24 protein-coding genes and 1 other RNA gene are annotated in these 17,909 nt (G+C 62.4%); 13 read left to right on the forward strand and 12 right to left on the reverse strand.

Translation table 11 applies throughout. The features are described from left to right. Nucleotides 1-15: 15 nt before the first annotated feature. Nucleotides 16-456 (forward strand): hypothetical protein, encoded by a 441-nt coding sequence (locus EN943_RS05445; RefSeq protein WP_127411802.1) that lies wholly within the window; start codon nucleotides 16-18, stop codon nucleotides 454-456. A 7-nt stretch (nucleotides 457-463) separates the two neighbouring features. After that, nucleotides 464-775 (forward strand): hypothetical protein, encoded by a 312-nt coding sequence (locus EN943_RS05450; RefSeq protein ID WP_127411803.1) that lies wholly within the window; start codon nucleotides 464-466, stop codon nucleotides 773-775. A gap of 95 nt (nucleotides 776-870) precedes the next feature. Here EN943_RS05450 and msrB read toward each other — a convergent pair whose 3' ends face one another. The 4 genes from msrB to EN943_RS05475 form a co-directional block, all read right to left on the reverse strand. Further along, entirely contained in the window at nucleotides 871-1,275 is a 405-nt protein-coding gene (msrB, locus tag EN943_RS05455) for a peptide-methionine (R)-S-oxide reductase MsrB (protein WP_027037225.1), read from the reverse strand. A 351-nt stretch (nucleotides 1,276-1,626) separates the two neighbouring features. After that, nucleotides 1,627-2,817 (reverse strand): VWA domain-containing protein, encoded by a 1,191-nt coding sequence (locus tag EN943_RS05465; RefSeq protein ID WP_127411804.1) that lies wholly within the window; start codon nucleotides 2,815-2,817, stop codon nucleotides 1,627-1,629. A gap of 7 nt (nucleotides 2,818-2,824) precedes the next feature. After that, entirely contained in the window at nucleotides 2,825-3,271 is a 447-nt protein-coding gene (locus EN943_RS05470) for a GNAT family N-acetyltransferase (RefSeq protein ID WP_127411805.1), read from the reverse strand. Between the two features lie 86 nt (nucleotides 3,272-3,357). Beyond that, nucleotides 3,358-4,197 carry a MoxR family ATPase gene (locus EN943_RS05475; protein WP_127411806.1) on the reverse strand — a complete coding sequence of 280 codons (840 nt, stop codon included), beginning with the start codon at nucleotides 4,195-4,197 and terminating at the stop codon, nucleotides 3,358-3,360. Between the two features lie 148 nt (nucleotides 4,198-4,345). Between EN943_RS05475 and ssrS the strand changes: the two genes are divergently transcribed. The 4 genes from ssrS to EN943_RS05495 all read left to right on the forward strand — a co-directional run bounded on the left by ssrS (nucleotide 4,346) and on the right by EN943_RS05495 (nucleotide 6,916). Beyond that, nucleotides 4,346-4,501: non-coding RNA, 6S RNA (gene ssrS, locus EN943_RS05480), on the forward strand. A gap of 96 nt (nucleotides 4,502-4,597) precedes the next feature. After that, a complete protein-coding gene (locus tag EN943_RS05485) occupies nucleotides 4,598-5,185 on the forward strand; it encodes a 5-formyltetrahydrofolate cyclo-ligase (RefSeq protein ID WP_127411807.1) in 588 nt (195 codons plus the stop codon). 70 nt (nucleotides 5,186-5,255) lie between these two features. Further along, nucleotides 5,256-6,080 (forward strand): YmdB family metallophosphoesterase, encoded by an 825-nt coding sequence (locus EN943_RS05490; RefSeq protein ID WP_127411808.1) that lies wholly within the window; start codon nucleotides 5,256-5,258, stop codon nucleotides 6,078-6,080. A 74-nt stretch (nucleotides 6,081-6,154) separates the two neighbouring features. Next, on the forward strand, nucleotides 6,155-6,916 hold the full coding sequence (locus EN943_RS05495; RefSeq protein WP_127411809.1) for a TerC family protein: 762 nt from the start codon (nucleotides 6,155-6,157) through the stop codon (nucleotides 6,914-6,916). A gap of 16 nt (nucleotides 6,917-6,932) precedes the next feature. On the opposite strand, the gene EN943_RS05500 is transcribed toward EN943_RS05495, so the two are convergent. From EN943_RS05500 to EN943_RS05510, 3 genes are read right to left on the reverse strand one after another with little or no spacing between them, the layout of a single operon-like run. After that, nucleotides 6,933-7,400 carry an SRPBCC family protein gene (locus EN943_RS05500; RefSeq protein ID WP_127411810.1) on the reverse strand — a complete coding sequence of 156 codons (468 nt, stop codon included), beginning with the start codon at nucleotides 7,398-7,400 and terminating at the stop codon, nucleotides 6,933-6,935. Nucleotides 7,401-7,426: 26 nt separating this feature from the next. Continuing rightward, complete coding sequence (locus EN943_RS05505) at nucleotides 7,427-7,789, reverse strand: hypothetical protein (protein WP_127411811.1); 363 nt, start codon at nucleotides 7,787-7,789, stop codon at nucleotides 7,427-7,429. 20 nt (nucleotides 7,790-7,809) lie between these two features. Next, nucleotides 7,810-8,292 carry an SRPBCC domain-containing protein gene (locus EN943_RS05510; RefSeq protein WP_127411812.1) on the reverse strand — a complete coding sequence of 161 codons (483 nt, stop codon included), beginning with the start codon at nucleotides 8,290-8,292 and terminating at the stop codon, nucleotides 7,810-7,812. 52 nt (nucleotides 8,293-8,344) lie between these two features. Between EN943_RS05510 and EN943_RS05515 the strand changes: the two genes are divergently transcribed. The 3 genes from EN943_RS05515 (at nucleotide 8,345) to EN943_RS05525 (ending at nucleotide 9,941) form a co-directional block, all read left to right on the forward strand. Further along, entirely contained in the window at nucleotides 8,345-8,668 is a 324-nt protein-coding gene (locus EN943_RS05515) for a helix-turn-helix domain-containing protein (RefSeq protein WP_127319142.1), read from the forward strand. Between the two features lie 209 nt (nucleotides 8,669-8,877). Next, nucleotides 8,878-9,627, forward strand: coding sequence for a YebC/PmpR family DNA-binding transcriptional regulator (locus EN943_RS05520; protein ID WP_127411813.1), 750 nt, complete (start codon nucleotides 8,878-8,880; stop codon nucleotides 9,625-9,627). Nucleotides 9,628-9,644: 17 nt separating this feature from the next. After that, nucleotides 9,645-9,941, forward strand: coding sequence for a SelT/SelW/SelH family protein (locus EN943_RS05525; protein ID WP_127411823.1), 297 nt, complete (start codon nucleotides 9,645-9,647; stop codon nucleotides 9,939-9,941). Nucleotides 9,942-9,959: 18 nt separating this feature from the next. Here the strand turns inward: EN943_RS05525 and EN943_RS05530 are convergent, their stop codons facing one another. Next, entirely contained in the window at nucleotides 9,960-10,109 is a 150-nt protein-coding gene (locus EN943_RS05530; protein ID WP_127411814.1) for a hypothetical protein, read from the reverse strand. Nucleotides 10,110-10,130: 21 nt separating this feature from the next. Beyond that, nucleotides 10,131-10,610 carry an anthrone oxygenase family protein gene (locus tag EN943_RS05535; RefSeq protein ID WP_127411815.1) on the reverse strand — a complete coding sequence of 160 codons (480 nt, stop codon included), beginning with the start codon at nucleotides 10,608-10,610 and terminating at the stop codon, nucleotides 10,131-10,133. 126 nt (nucleotides 10,611-10,736) lie between these two features. Between EN943_RS05535 and EN943_RS05540 the strand changes: the two genes are divergently transcribed. Next, the gene (locus EN943_RS05540; protein ID WP_127411816.1) at nucleotides 10,737-11,378 is read left to right on the forward strand and encodes a TetR/AcrR family transcriptional regulator; all 642 of its coding nucleotides are present in this window, start codon (nucleotides 10,737-10,739) and stop codon (nucleotides 11,376-11,378) included. A 129-nt stretch (nucleotides 11,379-11,507) separates the two neighbouring features. Here EN943_RS05540 and rpmE read toward each other — a convergent pair whose 3' ends face one another. Then, nucleotides 11,508-11,729: a 50S ribosomal protein L31 gene (gene rpmE / locus EN943_RS05545; protein WP_023811830.1), complete on the reverse strand. Its 222-nt coding sequence runs from the start codon at nucleotides 11,727-11,729 to the stop codon at nucleotides 11,508-11,510. Nucleotides 11,730-11,936: 207 nt separating this feature from the next. Between rpmE and EN943_RS05550 the strand changes: the two genes are divergently transcribed. Continuing rightward, nucleotides 11,937-13,736, forward strand: coding sequence for an ABC transporter transmembrane domain-containing protein (locus EN943_RS05550; protein WP_127411817.1), 1,800 nt, complete (start codon nucleotides 11,937-11,939; stop codon nucleotides 13,734-13,736). 312 nt (nucleotides 13,737-14,048) lie between these two features. Beyond that, a complete protein-coding gene (locus EN943_RS05555) occupies nucleotides 14,049-15,152 on the forward strand; it encodes a hypothetical protein (RefSeq protein ID WP_127411818.1) in 1,104 nt (367 codons plus the stop codon). 80 nt (nucleotides 15,153-15,232) lie between these two features. On the opposite strand, the gene EN943_RS05560 is transcribed toward EN943_RS05555, so the two are convergent. Further along, a complete protein-coding gene (locus EN943_RS05560) occupies nucleotides 15,233-16,717 on the reverse strand; it encodes a carboxypeptidase M32 (protein WP_127411819.1) in 1,485 nt (494 codons plus the stop codon). Nucleotides 16,718-16,858: 141 nt separating this feature from the next. On the opposite strand from EN943_RS05560, the gene EN943_RS05565 reads away from it, so the two are divergent. Beyond that, a complete protein-coding gene (locus tag EN943_RS05565; RefSeq protein WP_127411820.1) occupies nucleotides 16,859-17,212 on the forward strand; it encodes a DUF1304 domain-containing protein in 354 nt (117 codons plus the stop codon). A gap of 76 nt (nucleotides 17,213-17,288) precedes the next feature. Here EN943_RS05565 and EN943_RS05570 read toward each other — a convergent pair whose 3' ends face one another. Next, a complete protein-coding gene (locus tag EN943_RS05570) occupies nucleotides 17,289-17,717 on the reverse strand; it encodes a hypothetical protein (protein WP_127411821.1) in 429 nt (142 codons plus the stop codon). Between the last annotated feature and the right edge of the window lie 192 nt (nucleotides 17,718-17,909).

The following is a 17,909-nucleotide window of genomic DNA, read 5'->3' on the forward strand; positions in this document are numbered from 1 at the left end:
AGCGAGCATCGAGCTATGAGCGAATTCGACTTCGGCGCCCGCCGCGCCTCTGAATTCCGCCAGCGCGGCTTCTGGACGCTGTTCGCTGAGCGGCATCCGGAAGAAAGGGCTCTGATGGCGAGGCGCGGACCCTGGTTCTGGCAGCGCGGGCTGCCCGACTTTGCCTTGGTCCTTTCCATGTATGTCGCGCCGGCGCAGAGCCAGGTCGGCGTCTTCTTCGGCCGCAACGAGAAGTTCGGCGCCACGCAAGTCTGGTCGCGGTTGAAACCGTTCCAGCCTGATATCGAAGCCAGGCTGAAGCTCAGGCCGGAACAGAGTTGCGAGGATCTCGGCATCAATTCGATGTGGCGGGTGAACTGCTATGCCGAGGATAATTGGCCAGCCATGGCCGACTGGCTGGTGACCGAATGCTCGCGTGTCGAGCGCGCGGTAACCGAAGTCCTGAGGCAGGGATAGACATCCGGTGTTGCCAGAGGGTATCGGCTCCTTCTTCCGCTCACGCTGGCAAGGCCAGGTGCCGCTCGACCGGCTGTTCTGGCGCGACCTTGTTCTTGTCGGCACGGCGCTCAACGTCGCATCTCTGGTGGCTGCGATCATCCTGCTCGGACTGAAGCTGCCGCTCGCGCTGGTTCTGGCGGTGCATTTCGCACCGGTGCCCTACAACATCTTTCTCACCTTTGCCGTGTGGCGAACCACGGAAAAGGCCAGTGGCGCCAAGGCCTCGCTGATGACGCTCGGCGCCACATTCTGGCTAATCCTGACGGTCGTGGTCTGACAGCGGACACGGGCGCCCACCGCGTTCGCCGGGTTCCGTCGGGGGGCAAAAGGGCGGCCGCAGCCGCCTTTTCATTCATTCAATCGAATTTCGGTTCAAGCCGACGGCTCGAATTTCAGTGCCACGCCGTTGATGCAATAGCGCAGGCCGGTCGGCGGCGGGCCGTCCTCGAAGACATGGCCGAGATGGCTGCCGCAGCGGGCGCAATGGCATTCGGTGCGAACCATGCCGTAGCTGCGGTCGACGGTGTTTTCGACCGAACCCGGCACCGGGTCGTTGAAGCTCGGCCAGCCGGTGCCGCTCTCGAACTTCAGCTTGGATTCAAACAAAGGCTGGTCGCAGCCGACGCAGGAAAAGGTGCCGGCGCGCTTCTCGTAGAGCAAAGCGCAGCTTCCCGGCCGCTCGGTGCCGTGGCCGCGCATGACGGCATACTGCTCCGGCGTCAGCCGGGCGCGCCATTCGGCGTCGGTGCGGGTTACGGGGTAGGTGTGGGTGTCCATCTGATCTCCTCAGCCTTGCCGGCTCGTTGTTGATTGCAATCGGATATTCGCTCCAACATAGGCATTTGTTACCTGTTCGCCCAGTGGCAGCATTCCAAGTTGAACCGCCCCATTGACCTTTTTCAGGCGTCTGCGCCGCCCCTCACCTGCCTGCCGGCATCCTCTCCCCGTAAACGGGGCGAGGGGCGCTGTCGTTGGCGATTTCGCCAATTGTCAGCGTTGCAAGAAAGGCGCCGGCGTTACGGCCAGCCCCTCTCGCCCCGTTTACGGGGAGAGATGTCCGGCAGGACAGTGAGGGGCGGCGCCAACTTTCGCGATTGGTGGTATCCGAGGGTTCCGCACCTCTGACAACTAGTGCTTCCTCGAAAGCTGCTTGGTCGCGCCCTCAAGCCCGGCCAGCGTCAGCGGGAACATGCGGCCGCCGAAGATGTCGCGGATCATCGCAATCGAATGTGTGTAGCCCCAGTTCTTGGGGTCTTCGGGGTTCAGCCATACCGCGTTCGGCCATTGCTGCAGCAGGCGGCCGAGCCAGACGCTGCCTGCCTCCGGATTCCAGTGCTCGACCGAGCCGCCGGGGTGAGCGATCTCGTAAGGGCTCATCGAGGCGTCGCCGACGACGATCACCTTGTAGTCCGGACCGTATTTGTGAAGGAGATCGAAGGTCGGAATCACCTCGGCATGCCTGCGGCGATTGTCCTTCCACACGCCCTCATAGAGGCAGTTGTGGAAATAAAAATATTCGAGCTGGCGGAATTCGGCGCGGGCGGCCGAGAACAGCTCCTCAACGCTCTTGATGTGGTCGTCCATCGAGCCGCCGACATCGAAGAACATCAAAAGCTTCACCGCGTTGCGCCGTTCGGGCCGCGTCTGCACGTCGAGATAGCCATGTTCGGCGGTGGCGTGGATGGTGCCGGGCAGGTCGAATTCCTCCTCGGCGCCCTCGCGCACCCAGCGGCGCAAGCGCTTCAGCGCGATCTTGATGTTGCGGGTGCCGAGTTCGACCGCATCGTCGAAATTCCTGAATTCGCGTCTGTCCCACACCTTCACCGCGCGCCGGTTGCGGCCTTCATGCTGGCCGATGCGCACGCCTTCGGGATTGTAGCCATAGGCGCCGAAAGGCGAGGTGCCGCCGGTGCCGATCCATTTCGAGCCGCCCTGGTGGCGGCCTTTTTGCTCCTGCAGCCGCTGCTTCAGGGTCTCCATCAGTTTCTCGAAACCGCCGAGCGCCTCGACCAGCTTTTTCTCTTCGTCGGTCAGGTGCTTTTCGGCGAGGCGGCGCAACCATTCCTCGGGGATGTTGGCGACATCGACGGCATCCGGCCCGCCCAGTGCTTCTATGCCCTTGAAGACATGCGCAAACACCTGGTCGAAGCGGTCGACATGGCGCTCGTCCTTCACCAACGCCGCACGGGCGAGGTAATAAAAACCTTCGACGTCGTAGTCGACCAGCCCGGCTTCCAGCCCTTCCAGCAGCGATAGATATTCCCGCAGCGAAACGGGAACACGCGCGGCCTTCAGTTCGAGGAAGAAGGGGATGAACATGGTCTATCTACAGCAGATCATACTCGATGAAGCCCGTGCGCCGCGCGACATGATCATAGAGTTTGCGCGCGGTGGTGTTGGTCTCGTGCGTCATCCAGTAGACGTTCTTGACGCCGATTTTTGCGGCTTCCTGCTTCACCGCCTTGATCAGCGCAGCACCAATGCCTTTGCCGCGCACATCAGGGTCGGCGAACAGGTCCTGCAGATAGCAGTTGTTTTTCTCCGACCAGCCGGAGCGGTGGTAGAGATAGTGGGTGAGCCCAACCGCCTTGCCGTCCAGCGTGGCGATGAAGCCTTTCGGCTCGAATTCACCCTCGGTGAACAGCCGCTTCCAGGTGATGGCGTAGACCTCTTCCGGCAGCTTCGTCTCATAGAAGGTGAGGTAGTCGGTCCACAGGCGCCGCCAGTCAGCGTGGTCGGACTGCGCGAGCGGGCGGACGATAATCTCGGACATGTCATCTCCTCTGAAGGTTTGGCCGAAGCTGCCTGCCTGTTCGGCTGCGGGCAACGGTCCACAGGAGGGAAAGCGCTGCTGCTGCCCTATTGCTGCCTTCGTGCCATGAAGGCCAGCCGCTCGAACAAATGCACGTCCTGCTCGTTCTTCAGCAGCGCCCCATGCAGCTTGGGCAGCGCGTTCTTCGGATCGGCGCGCAGATCCTCGGGCGCGATGTCGTCGGCGACCAGCAGCCTTATCCAGTCGAGCGCCTCGGAGGTCGACGGCTTCTTCTTCAGGCCGGGCACGTCGCGGATCTCGTAGAACTGGGTCAGTGCTGCCCGCACCAGATTCTGCTTGATGCCGGGATAGTGGACGTCGACGATTCTGTGCAGCGTGTCGACGTCGGGAAAGCGGATGTAGTGGAAGAAGCAGCGGCGCAGGAACGCGTCCGGCAACTCCTTCTCGTTGTTGGAGGTGATGATGACGATCGGCCTGACGGCGGCGCGGATGGTTTCGCCGGTCTCGTAGACGAAGAACTCCATCCGATCGAGTTCCTGCAGGAGATCGTTTGGGAATTCGATGTCGGCCTTGTCGATCTCGTCGATCAAGAGCACGACCTTCCTGCCGGCGGCGAAAGCCTCCCAGAGTTTGCCGCGCTTGATGTAGTTCCTGATGTCGTTAAAGCGCTCGTCACCCAACTGGCTGTCGCGCAGGCGCGAGACGGCATCATATTCGTACAGGCCCTGCTGCGCCCGCGTCGTCGACTTGACGTGCCATTCGATGAGGTCGAGGCCAAGTGCCGCCGCCACCTGGCGGGCCAGTTCCGTCTTGCCGGTGCCGGGCTCGCCCTTGACCAGCAAGGGCCGTTCCAGCGCGATCGCCGCGTTGACGGCCACCATCAGATCCTTGTCGGCGACATAGGCCGCCGTGCCTTCAAAACGCATTCTTGCTCCTCGGTTGGTCATCGCGACCGTAAGGACGCGGCCGTGCCTGTGCAAGGGTGAGGTGTTGGCAGCGCGAGGGCCTGAACCCAACACGGAAAGAATGCCCGTCTCACTGGCGCTTAGCCGGCCGGCAGCCTATATTGGCTGGGACGGTCTGTGCTTCCCGGCAGGAGAACATTTTCCCCGGGGCCTTAACGATCCTTAGGGAGCTGTCCCTGGGAAGACCCGTGGGTTTTCTCACACGGCGCCCACCTACTTTGTAGGTTCCCGGGATCGCTCTCTCCACCGGTTGTGTGGATCGTCGCTTATTGCCACGCGTCCACGCATTTCGGTGGATGATGCGGTGGAAAACGTCGCTCCCAACACTCCATCCAGATCTGACCTTTTCTACCCTGGCTGCATGACCTCTCTCAAAGACCTGAAAAAGCAGCTTCGCCGTGAGGCCCTCGGACGCCGCGATGCGCTCGATGAATTCTGGCGGGTGGAGGTCGCGCTTGAAATGGCCGAGACGGTACGCGATCATCTCCATGTCGAGCCGGGCCAGATCGTTTCCGGCTTCTGGCCGATGCGCTCGGAAGTCGACGTTCGGCCGTTGATGTTTGCCTTGCGCGAAAAGGGCGCACGGCTTTGTCTACCGGCCATTCTCGACAAGACCACCATCGTCTTTCGCGAACTGGTGCGCGGCGCGCCGATGGTCGAGATGGGTTTCGGCACGGTCGGCCCTCACGAGGAAGCCGAGGTGCTCGACCCCTCTGTCATGCTGGTGCCGCTCGCCGCTTTCGATGCGCGCGGCCATCGCATCGGCTATGGTGCCGGCTATTACGACCGCGCCATCGCCAAACTGATCGACAAGGGCCAGCCGCCGCGGCTGGTCGGCATCGCCTTCGACTGCCAGGAGGTGGCAATGGTGCCGGATGAGGAACATGACGTCGTCATTCCGGAAATACTGACCGAGAGCGGGTTGCGCCGCTTCGCGTCAAAATTGTAGATAAAAGGACGCATGATCTTTCACAGACGTCATGCAGCTTTTGCTTCGCTGACCTTCGGTGCGGGATCATATGAGACTTCTCTTCCTTGGTGACATGGTCGGAAAGACAGGGCGGACGGCGGTGTGGGAACAGCTGCCCGGCTTGATCTCCGACTTCAAACTCGATTTCGTCATCGTCAACGGTGAGAACGCCGCCGGCGGCTTCGGCATCACCGAAGATATCTTTCGCGAGACGATCGCGGCCGGTGCGGATGTCGTCACCACCGGCAACCATGTCTGGGACCAGCGCGACGCGCTCGCCTTCGCGCCGCGCGAAGAGCGCTTCCTGCGTCCCAGCAACTTTCCCAAGGGCACGCCCGGGCGCGGCTCCGGCGTCTACATCGCCAGGAGCGGCGCGCGCGTTCTGGTCGCCAACATCATGGGCCGGGTGTTCATGCATCCAGAGCTCGACGATCCCTTCCAGGCCGGCGAACGCGAGCTTGCCGCCTGTCCGCTCGGCGAGCAGGCGGATGCCGTGATTATCGACTTCCACGCCGAGGCGACCTCGGAAAAAATGTGCTTCGCGCATTTCGTCGACGGCCGTGCCAGCCTCGTCGTCGGCACCCACACCCACCAGCCGACCGGCGATCACCAGATACTCAACGGCGGCACCGGTTATATTTCCGATGCCGGCATGTGCGGCGACTATGATTCCTCGCTCGGCATGGACAAGGATGAACCGCTCAACCGGTTCCTGTCGAAAGTGCCGAAAGGCCGCTTCGAGGCGGCGACCGGACCGGCGACATTGTGCGGCGTCGGCGTCGATATTTCCGACCGCACCGGACTGACCGAGCGGATCGCGCCGTTTCGTCGCGGGCCGCGACTGGAGGAAACCGCACCGTCCTTCTGGTCATGACATTGATATAGGCGCGCTCAGTACCTAATTGCCGGCGACACTGCTCTAGATCGTTAAAAGAGGGGACGACCTCCATGCAGCTCATCGAATTCCTGGCGCCGCATTTTCAATTTGTTTCTGACCCGACGGCTTGGGTCGCGCTGCTGACGCTGATTGTGCTCGAGGTCGTGCTCGGCATCGACAATCTGATCTTCATCTCGATCCTGACCAACAAGCTGCCGGAAGCACAACGGGCCCGTGCCCGCCGGCTCGGCATCTCGGCGGCGCTGATCATGCGGCTGGTGCTGCTGGCCACCATTTCGATCATCGTCCAGCTGACCGCGCCGGTGTTCACGGCCTTCGGCCACGGTTTTTCCTGGCGCGACCTGATCCTGATCGCCGGCGGCCTGTTCCTGGTCTGGAAGGCGACCAAGGAGATCCATCACACGGTCGATCCCGACGACCACAAGGATACGATGATGGGCGAGACGCTGCAGATCAGCCTTGCCGGCGCGATCTTCCAGATCCTGCTGCTCGACCTGGTCTTCTCGATCGATTCGATCATCACCGCCGTCGGCATGACCGACGAGATCGCCATCATGTACATCGCCGTGATCGTGGCGGTGAGCGTGATGATGCTGGCGGCCGGGCCGCTGGCCAACTTCATCGCCAAGAACCCGAGCATCGTCATGCTGGCACTGGGCTTCCTTTTGATGATCGGCATGACGCTGATCGCCGACGGTATGGGTTACCATGTGCCCAAGGGCTACATCTATGCGGCGATGGGCTTTTCGGCGCTGGTCGAGGGGCTCAACATGCTGGCGCGGCGGCGCAAGAAGTCGGGCGGCGGGCATTGAGGCAGCTCCTGAGCACCTAGTGCCCTGGCACGCCCTTCGGGTGACGGTCGCCGATCAGGCCGAGCGTCAGGCCTTGTTCCAGCCACGCCTTGGCACCGGCCAGCACCAGCGTGAAGCCGCCGGTTGAGCCGACGGCCTCTTTCACCTGTTCGTCGCCATCGCCGGCGAAGCCGAAATTGCGAACCTCGAGAAAAGTTGTCTCGCCAGGCATTTCGGTGAAGGTCCAGACCACGGTGGTCGGCGGATCGCTCCATTGCATGACGATCTTCTCATTCGCGATGATCTCGCTGACGTCGACCGTCGCCGACACGCCGTACATGCGCCATTCCCAGCGGATCTGCTCGCCGCTGTCCAGGCGGCCGCTGCCGTGAGTGAACCAGAATTTCGTGGTGATGGCAGGATCGACGATGGCCTCGAAGACGTCCGCGACGGGCCGCCGGATCAGCATGCCGGCTTCGGCGGTCGGTTTTTCGTGGATGTCCATCGGTTGCTCCTTTCGTGGCTTGGCGCTCACCAGGCATCGGGCTCGCGCAGCATGTGTACGATGTTGGCCGGGTTGGCGATCCAGCCGCCGCGAAAGCCCTCGCCCAAGGGCTCGATGACGTCGCAACGCACAACGCCTGCCTTGGCGAGATGATCCGCAGCCGTCGAAAAATCGTCGGTGAACAGCTCCAGCCACACCTCGGCCTGGCTCATCATCGGTGCCTCATCGATCCACAGGCGGTTAGGGCCAAGCTCGAAGCCGACGGCCGGCGCCTTGTCCGTGAAAGGCTTCAGGCCGACGACGTCGCGGTAGAAGGCGATTGTCGCCTCATACTGGTGCGGCGGTACCTTCATGGCGATGTTGATGCCGCCGGTGATTGTCGCGGTCATAGTTGGCTCCGTTGCCGTGTTCAAATGTTGGTCTCGTTGGCGGGTTCGCCCTTCATCTCGCTGCGGTAGTAGCCGTCGCGCAAATTGATGCCGTATTCGACATAGGCCTTCATGCAGGCCAGCATCTGCGACCAGCCCTCGCAATTGAGGTAGGACTTCTTCAGGCCGACCGCGCCTTCCTGCCAGCCGCTCTCGGCGATGGTGACGAAGGTGCCGCCATCGTCCAGCGGTTCGAAATTCATCTCTATGCGGGTCTTATAGGCCGGTTTCCCGTCGGCGTCGGTGGCATCCCAGCGCAGCACGATGCGGCGGTCCTTGACCACTTCGTCGACCTCGACCGGCACCTTGCCCCACCAAACGACGCCGGCGCCGGCTTCCAGTGGGGCGCTGGCGCCGCCGATCGTGGTGAAATAGCCGCTCAGTTTCTTCGGATTGACGACGGCGTCGAAGACGTCGGCGACCGGCTTGCCGATGCGCCCGGAAACACTGAATCCAAGTGACATATCCACAACTCCTTCCCTTGATCGGCTCAACAATATGTTATAGAAACATAACATGTCAAGCCGATCGCAAGACGACAATGTTTTCAAGGCGTTGGCGCATCCGCGCCGGCGCGAGATGCTGGATCAGCTGAAGGACACGCCGAAGACGACCGGCATGCTGTGCGAGGCCTTTCCCGATATCGATCGGTGCACCGTGATGCTGCATCTGAAGGTGCTGGAGGAGGCCGATCTGATAGTTGCGCGGCGCGACGGCCGCGAGCGCTGGAACCATCTCAACGCGCTGCCGATCAAGCAGATCCACGACCGCTGGATCAGCCAGTACGCCGGCCATGCGCTCAGCATCATCGACCGGCTGAAGTCCGATCTGGAGGCGTGAACGCTTGCAGCAGCCCATGGCGCGCGTCCCGTGCACGGTGCGGCTGGACGAATTGAGCCGATTTATCTATAAGCCGGGCCATTCCGACAGAGAACGCCGTGCTTCCACGAGGTGCACCTGGGACGCTCTGAAATTTTTGAATTCGGGCATTGCGGAAGACGAGGTCAGATCACTTCGCTTCGGAATGCTCTAGCCGAGAAGACGACACCATGGCTGGCCATTCACAGTTCAAGAACATCATGCACCGCAAGGGCCGCCAGGATGCGGTGCGGTCTAAAATGTTTTCCAAGCTGGCGCGCGAAATCACCGTCGCCGCCAAGAGCGGGACGCCCGATCCATCGATGAACCCGCGCTTGCGCCTGGCGATCCAGAACGCCAAGGCGGTGTCGATGCCGAAGGACAACATACAGCGCGCCGTCAACAAGGCCTCGATGGGCGATGCCGAGAACTATGAAGCCGTGCGCTATGAGGGCTATGGTCCGGGCGGCGTCGCCGTCATCGTTGAAGCGCTGACCGACAACCGCAACCGCTCGGCGTCGAATGTGCGTGCTGCCTTCACCAAGGCCGGCGGCGCGATGGGCGAAACGGGCTCGGTTTCCTTCATGTGGGACCGCGTCGGCGAGATCTATTATCCGGCATCAGCCGGCAGCGCCGACAAGGTCATGGAAGCGGCGATCGAAGCCGGCGCCGACGATGTGGAAACCGACGAGGAAGGCCACACGATCTATTGCGCCTTCGAGAATCTCGGCGAGGTGTCGAAGGCTCTGGAAACCTCGCTCGGCGAGGCAGAATCGGTGAAGCTGATCTGGCAGCCGCAGAACAACGTTCCGGTCGACGAGGAGCGGGCACAGTCGCTGATGAAGCTGGTCGCCACGCTCGAGGACGACGACGACGTACAGAGCGTCTACGCCAACTTCGAAGTCGACGACGAGACCATGGCCAAGCTCAGCGCAGCATGAGCGAAGCTCAGCCCGGCATGAGCGAAAAAGCGCTTCCCACCATCCGCATCGCCTACTGCACGCAGTGCCAGTGGCTGCTGCGCGCCGGTTGGATGGCGCAGGAACTGCTGTCGACCTTCGGCACCGATCTGGGCGAGGTGACGCTGGTGCCCGGCACCGGCGGCATCTTCACCATTTCCTGCAATGACACGCTGGTCTGGGATCGCAAGCGCGACGGCGGCTTTCCGGACGCGGCCAAACTGAAGCAACTGGTTCGTGATGTCATCGACCCGGACCGCGATCTCGGTCATTCCGATCGGAAGACAAAGGCGTAGAGGCCGCCGGCGCTGCCGTCACTTGCGTCGCCACGCTCCGAAGGCGGCGCCAATCGCAATACCCACGGCGACGCCCATCGGAATGTTATCCAGAGCGGTGCCGATCGCGGCACCGACACCAACTCCGATGGCCATGCCGAAGGCCATATTTGCGTATTGATCCTTCATCGGTCGCTCCATCCATCGTCGTCAACGCGTGGCGAACCAGAAGGATGCCAGCGCGGCTATGCCGCTGACGGTGCGGACATGGTTCCACATCACCCATTCATTGAGGTAGCGCGACCATAGGTTTGCACCTTCGCTGCCGGCCGGGTCGACGGCGGCGAGCGCATCGTTCAGCGGGACGTTGAAGATCATCGTCACCACCACGATGCCGATGAGATAGAGCAGGCTGCCGGCAATCAGCCAGAGCGAGCCCGGCTGGCTCCAGCCGATCACCGCGCCGATGGCGACAACAATGCAGACGAGCGCCGTGCCGAACAGCGCTGTCATGAACAGCGGGGTCACAGCTGTGACATTGATCGAATTCATCGCGGCAATGCCGCTTGCGGCTGGCATGCGGGCGAGGCCCGGCATGACGAAGCTGGAGAAAGCAAAGAAGACGCCGCCGACGACGCCAGAGCCGAGTGCGGCGATGAAGATGAGAGTAGGAAGAAGTTTCGCGATCATGTCAGTTGCTCCATATGCCCGTTGTGGTTCCTTCGCATCAAAACGTGAGTAATCCTCATATTTGCAAAACGTGATAAACCCTCGTATTTTGTGAGTCAAGCGATTTTGGTGCACTTGGAGTCAGTCATGGAAGACGCGGCAGCCCTCGTTTCCGCACAGGAGCAGCTTGCTTCACCGCGCCGGGCGCCCAGCCAGCAGCGCAGCCGCGAGCGGGTCGAGCGCATGCTGGCGGCTGCCTCGGCGCTGATCGGCGAGCAAGGCAGCGATGCCATGCGCATGGGTGAGGTGGCGGAGCGCGCTGGGGTGTCGATCGGGTCGCTCTACCAGTTCTTTCCGGACAAGCGGGCGATCATCTGGACGCTGGCCGAGCGCTACACCGCCGAAAGCCAGGCCTGCATCTCAGCCGCGCTCGCCGGTGTCAGCGATGCCGAAGGGCTGGGCCGGGCGTTTTCAGAACTGGTCGATATCTACTACGGGCTGTTCCTGGCGGAGCCGGTGATCCGCGATATCTGGTCCGGCACGCAGGCCGACAAGGCGCTGCGCCAGCTCGAACTCGCCGACAGCCGCGCCAACGCCGAATTCCTCACCGCGGTGCTGAAACGGCTGCGGCCGGCAGTCGATCCGGCGGCGCTGGAAACCACGGCATTTCTGGTCTGGCAGATGGGCGAGGCAGCCATGCGGCTGGCGATCTCGGTTGAACGCCAGGAGGGCGACAGGCTGGTCGCCGCCTACAAGCGCATGGCGCTAAGGGAATTGCTGGCCGAGTAGCGCCGCGCCGCAACAAAAAACCCGCCACGGAGGCGGGTTTTTGATCTGCGAAAAGGCCGTTTGGCTTAAGTTCTTACTTGATGCAAGTCGTTATCCCAAAACCGCTTCGCACTTTTGGGCGACATGCAATTAGATGCCGAAACCTTCGAAACGCTTCTTGAACTTCGACAGGCGGCCGCCGCGGTCGAGCAGGGTCTGCTGGCCGCCGGTCCAGGCCGGGTGGGTGGTCGGGTCGATATCGAGGTTCATCGTATCGCCTTCCTTGCCCCAGGTCGAACGGGTCGTGTATTCGGTGCCGTCGGTCATGACGACCTTGATGGTGTGGTAATCGGGATGAATAGCGCTCTTCATGGCTCGGTTCCTGGCTTGCCGGCGCGGCTGACGGGGCATAAGCCTGCGTCGATGCGCCTCTTTTTAAAACTCGAAGCCGCAGCTATTGAGGAGCCACGGCTTCTAAAACGGTCGGCGAGCCTATACATCAGCCGGAATTGATTCACAAGGCCGCGGCAAGCGCATATTGAGGCGCAGACCCCAAGGGCGGCTGGAGGAAACATCGGGATGGCGCAAATCACCAGCGCAGACGAGCGCCGACGTTCGCTCAAGCCGCTCCGGCGCCTGTTCCCCTACATCACGCACTATCGCACACTGGTCGTCGGCGCCATCATCTCGCTGGTCATCGCGGCGGCAACCACGCTGGCGCTGCCGCTGGCGGTGCGACGCATGATCGATCATGGTTTCTCGTCGTCCAGCACCACCTTCATTGCCGAATATTTCGCCGCCCTGGTGGCGATGGCCGCCGTGCTGGCGGCGGCATCGGCCGGCCGCTACTATTTCGTCATCACGCTGGGCGAGCGCGTCGTCGCCGATATCCGGCGCGATGTGTTTGCCCATGTGACGACGCTGTCGCCTGCCTTCTTCGACACCGCCCAGTCGGGCGAGATCGTGTCGCGGCTTGCCGCCGACACGACGCAGGTCAAGTCGGCGGTCGGCGCGACGGCTTCGGTGGCGCTGCGCAACGTCATCCTCGGCCTTGGCGCGGTGGGGATGATGGTCATCACCAGCCCGAAACTGTCCGGGTTGGTCATTGCCGCTATTCCTGTCATCGTGCTGCCGCTGGTCGCTTTCGGCCGTTCGGTGCGGCGCAAATCACGCCAGGCGCAGGATACGCTGGCCGATGCCACCGCCTATGCCAGCGAGCAGATCGGCGCGGTGCGTACGCTGCAGGCCTTCACCAATGAGAAGCTGGTCACCGGGCATTTCTCGGCTGCGGTGGAAGCTGCTTTCGGGGCGGCACGCTCCTCCATCTTCGCGCGCTCCTTCCTTACCTTCTTCGCCATTTTCACCATCTTCTCGTCCGTCGTGGCGGTGCTGTGGTTCGGCTCGCGCGACGTGCTCGAAGGCTCGATATCGCCGGGTACGCTCGGCCAGTTCCTGCTCTATTCGGTGTTCGCCGCCGGCGCACTTGGGGCGTTGTCGGAAGTCTGGGGTGAGCTTGCGCAAGCGGCGGGTGCCGCCGAACGGCTGACCGAGATCCTGGCCGAGAAGCCGGCGATCCAGGCTCCCGCCGATCCGAAGCCGCTGCCGGCCGTCGCCAAGGGCGCGATCGTCTTCGACAATGTCTCCTTCTCCTACCCGGCGAGGCCCGACCGTGCCGCCGTGCATGGCTTGAGCTTTCAGGTCATGCCCGGCGAGACGGTGGCGATCGTCGGGCCGTCAGGGGCCGGCAAGAGCACGGTTTTTTCACTGATCCTGCGCTTCTACGATCCCGAAACAGGCAAGATCCTGATCGACGGCGTCGACGTGCGCGAGGCCGATCCCGTTTCGGTCCGCCAGCGCATCGCCATCGTGCCGCAGGACGTCACCATTTTCGCGGCAAGCGCGCGTGACAATATCGGTTTCGGCCGGCCGGGAGCCAGCAAGGCCGAAATCGAGACGGCGGCGAAGGATGCACTTGCCGATGAATTCATCCTCAAGCTGGAAAAAGGCTATGACAGCCAGGTCGGGGAGCGCGGCGTGACGCTGTCAGGCGGCCAGCGCCAGCGGGTTGCGATCGCCCGCGCCATCCTGCGCGACGCCCCGATCCTGCTGCTCGACGAGGCCACCTCCGCCCTCGATGCCGAAAGCGAGACGCTGGTGCAGACGGCGTTGGAACGGCTGATGCAGGGCCGCACCACGATCGTCATCGCCCATCGCCTGGCAACGGTGCTGAAGGCCGACAGGATCCTGGTCATGGATGGCGGCTCGATCGTCGAGGAAGGCACGCATCAGAGCCTTGTCGCCAAGGGCGGGATCTATGCGCGGCTGGCCAAGCTGCAGTTCGAAACCGGCGCGAGCGCCTTCAGGGGCGCGGCGGAGTAGGCTTCGCGGCCCGCAGGCATTTCGAGAAGCCCGCCGGACTGCATGGGTCCGCTGCCCGTATTATCACAACCATCGAAATTGAATAAATATCTAAATTAGATCAGTCTAAATACAGTCGTCATTTGCCGACTGTGCAGTCTTGTTGCGCAGGGATAAAGTACAAAAATCGTCTGGACTTCATTCCAGAGGGTAACGGGCGGCAGCTACACATCGTGACAATGAAGACTTGCGCGCGGCGGGCGCGGCGAGTGTGGAGCCGTGCGTCTATCAGACCGGCGTGAGCTTTTGCCGAATTCGGCGCGCCGGAAACGGTTGACCATCACTGATCCCAAGGAGGCAAATGCAATGAACGACTCCATAGTCACGTCGAAGAGAACACCCAAAGTCTCGCTGTCCAGTTCCATGGAATTTTACAACCGGGACGGATCGAAGCGTAAGAATGCGAGCCCATTCGTCGAACTGATGACCGGGCTGCGCAAGAAAACCAGCAGTGCTCTGCAATCCGGCGCGGATCCCATCGCCGCGAGGGCGGAATTGCAGAAAGTGGTGGCAGGCAAGGAATGGACCGGCGCGCGTTCCATCCCGGCCAACAAGTCGATCAAGAAACTGGGCCGCAATATCGTTTCGGAAGCATTCCTCAGTTCCAGCATCCGTGTTTCGGAGCTGGCCGACAGTTTGGGCACCATTCACTTCCGGGACCAGCCAGGCGATGGCTCCTGGGGCCAGGACGTGTTCGGGACCCGTATCGATCTGGCGTCCGTCGGCTGGTATTGGGATGCCTGGGCGGAGGCCACCGACGACGGCCTGGTCAAGAAAATCGAGACCTACCAGAATGTCGACACCTCCAAGATGGGTGGCTTTGTCCGTGCCGAGAATTTCAGCCCCGATGGCAGGGACTACATAAGCGGTCACGCGGAAAGCGGCTTTTGCTGGGACTACACGCCGAGCCGTGACTGCCATCTGGAGATCCGCGCTTTGGTCGTGGAAACCTATTCGCGCAGCCGGCGAAGGCTCAGCGATCAGTGGATGCAGGTCAGCAACTGCCAGGTGAACCAGGAGAACTATATCACGGCCGGCTATTTCTCCAGCGGCATAGAAAGTTATGGGAAGGTGTTCCGGGACGTCGGGCCGAGTTCAGCCTATGTCGGCGACGGGGACCACAGCCAGAGCGATGATTCCCAGTACGGAACCAACAATACCTACTATGGGAACCCGGATGTGGACATCGTGACCCGAGGCGACAGCCGGACGCTGGAGGTCAGCATTTCGCCCATCGGCCAAATGTACAAGGACCGGACCGTGAACTGTTTTCTTGGCGCTAGATCGCAGATGTTCGCGTCGCTGGACGACGTGACGGCCGATCTCTGGCAGGGAGGCACGTGGAAGGTCATAGAGCTGTTCGTCAGGGAGATCTGACGGCAGATTCCGACTTGCCGGATGATGAGCAATCCGGGTTCTTCCATGCGGCGTGAGCAGGGATCATCTCATGGTCCCGCTCACGCTCCGTAGCGCCTCTTCAGATGTTCGGTGAAAAATGTTGCGTTGAGCTTTTCGCCGGTGGCGCGTTCGAGCAGGTCCGGCGTCGACCAGCGCGATCCCTGCGACCAGATCTTTTGGCGGCGCCAGTCGTTGATCGCCTCGAAATTGCCCTTGGCGAGATCCTCGTCGGCGGCAGGATGTTCTCGCGTCAATGCTGCCCATTGCTGCGCCGCCATCATCGCGCCCAGCGTGTAGGACGGGAAGTAGCCGAAGGCGGCCCCTGGCCAATGCACGTCCTGCATCGGCCCGTCGGCGGGGTTGTCGATGGTGGAAAGGCCGAGATAGTCGCGCATCTTGGCGTCCCAGGCTTCGGGCAGGTCGGCCACTTCAAGCTTGCCGGCGACGAGCTCCTGTTCCAGTTCGTAGCGCAGGATGACATGCAGGGGATAGGTCACCTCGTCGGCATCGACGCGGATCAGCCCGCGCTCGACGCGATGCACATGCGGCAGGATATCGTCGAGCGACCAGGCTTCGCCGAGATGCTTTTCGACCACCGGCAGCGCCCAGTGCCAGAAGGCCGGGTTGCGGCCGAGCTGCTTTTCGACAAAAAGGCTCTGGCTTTCGTGCACGGCCATGCCGCGCGCCTTGCCGAGCGGCCAGTGCGACCATGCCTTCGGCAGGTTCTGCTCGTAGAGCGCATGGCCAGTCTCGTGCAGCACGCCCATCAGCGCGGACAGGAAGTCGGACGTCTTGTAGCGGGTGGTGATGCGCACGTCGCTCGGCACGCCGCCGCAGAAAGGGTGGTGCGACACCGACAGCGATCCATGCGTCAGGTCGAAGCCGACCGCCGCCATCATGGCAAGACCAAGTTCGCGCTGCCGGTCGATCGCATAGGTGCCTGAGAGCGGCTTCAGCGGGCGCTTGCGCAGCCGGGCGTCCTGGATCGCCAGTGCCTCGGGCACAAAGCTTTTCAAGAAAGCCTTCAGGTCGGCGAACACTGGCGTGATGTCGGCGGTGCGGTTGCCGGGGTCGTACTGCTCCATCAGCGCGTCATAGGGGGCAAGGCCGAGCACGTCGGCACGCAGCGCCGCCTCTTCGCGCACCAGCGCCACGACGCCCTCCAGGGCCGGCTGAAAGCCTGCCCAGTCGTTCTTGGCGCGCAGGCCGCGCCATAACTGCTCGCAACGCATGCGCGCGGTCGTCTGGCGTTCGACGAATTCGACCGGCAGGCAGGTCAGGTTGGTGTATTGGCGCCGCAGTTCCGAGACGGCGGTGCGCTGCTCTTCACCCAACGCTTCCTGCTCTGCCGCGGCGATCCAGTCTGCTATCTCCGGCGCCGTTGCCCTGGTGTGATACATGCCGGCCAGTGCCGACATCGCCTCGGCACGCTTCTCGCCGCCGCCGACGGCCATGTGCGTGGCCTCATCGGCACCGAGGATGGCCAGCGCATGCTCGAGCGCTTCGAGCTTGTGACCGAGGTCATCGAGTTTCTGAAAGGACATGGCGGTTTCCGTGATTGGGGACGGCGCGAAAAGACACCAACGCAAATGCGTTGGCAACCCTCAGATGCCGTCGGGCAAATGCACCTTGCGCAGGCGATGCCGCGCATGGAATGCTGCCGGCGACGACGCAAGGGGGAAACAATGATCGGCAACATCCTGGTCGGGCTGGTGGCCTTGATCCATGCCTACATCGTCTATCTGGAGATGGTGCTGTGGGACACGCCGCGCGGGCACAAGGCTTTCAACCTGACCCCGGAATTCGCCAGTGCCTCGAAGGTGCTCGCCGCCAATCAGGGACTCTATAACGGGTTCCTCGCCGCCGGGCTGATCTGGGGGCTATGCCTTGATGCGGCCGGTTTCCAGGTCAAGGTCTTCTTTCTAGGTTGCGTGGCCATTGCCGGCCTCTATGGCGCGGCAACGGTCGGGCGCAAGATCCTGTTCATCCAGACCGTGCCGGCGGCGGTTGCCCTGATCGCGGTGTGGCTCGGCTGGTAAAAAAGGGCGCCCGCGGGATTGCACTCGAAGGCGCCAGGCGGTCCCTTCCTCTTGGACCGTTTCGGGCGCTATGGCTTCAGCCGTTCGGGTAATTGCCGCCGTCGGCGCCGTCGCCGATCATGAAGCCGCTACCGGTGTCGATCATCAGCCGCTGGTCGACATTGTCGAGACGGCGCAACAGGTCGTGGTATTGCGCGGCCGGTATCCTGCCATGGTCGGACGCGGCGACTTTCTCGGCCGCCTGGCTGATGTGGGTCGTGCGCATTTCCAGGCGTTCCGCCACGGCCGGGGTGATGTTGTTGGCCTGTCTCGCGTCCACGATGCCCTGCCGGACGCCCTGCACCTGTGCGATAAGCGCCTCGATACGCGGGCCGGTCATATCGGTTGGATCGGTCGCGTCGAGAGCGCCCTTGTGATGGCCCGCGGCATAGGCGCCGGCAAGCGGAACGGCGATGAGGAACGCCGTGAGTGTCGCAGTTCTAAGCGAGGTCTTGAAAGAGCGCATCACGCGTCTCCTCTTGTAGAGGAAGGCGGCGGTTGTCTGCCTGCCTTCCGGCCTTGGGCCGTCCGGTTCCGTCGCGTCGCGATGAGGGGATTCATCACCGGCGGTTCTCGGCCCGGGCGGGAAGCTAGGACCGCCATGCGACAATGTGTAATTAAAAAAAGATAATCTTTTCAGGCCTTGCCGGTCCTGATC

Origin of the sequence: Mesorhizobium sp. M7A.F.Ca.US.006.01.1.1, assembly GCF_003997935.1 — a bacterium.
Lineage (GTDB): Bacteria > Pseudomonadota > Alphaproteobacteria > Rhizobiales > Rhizobiaceae > Mesorhizobium.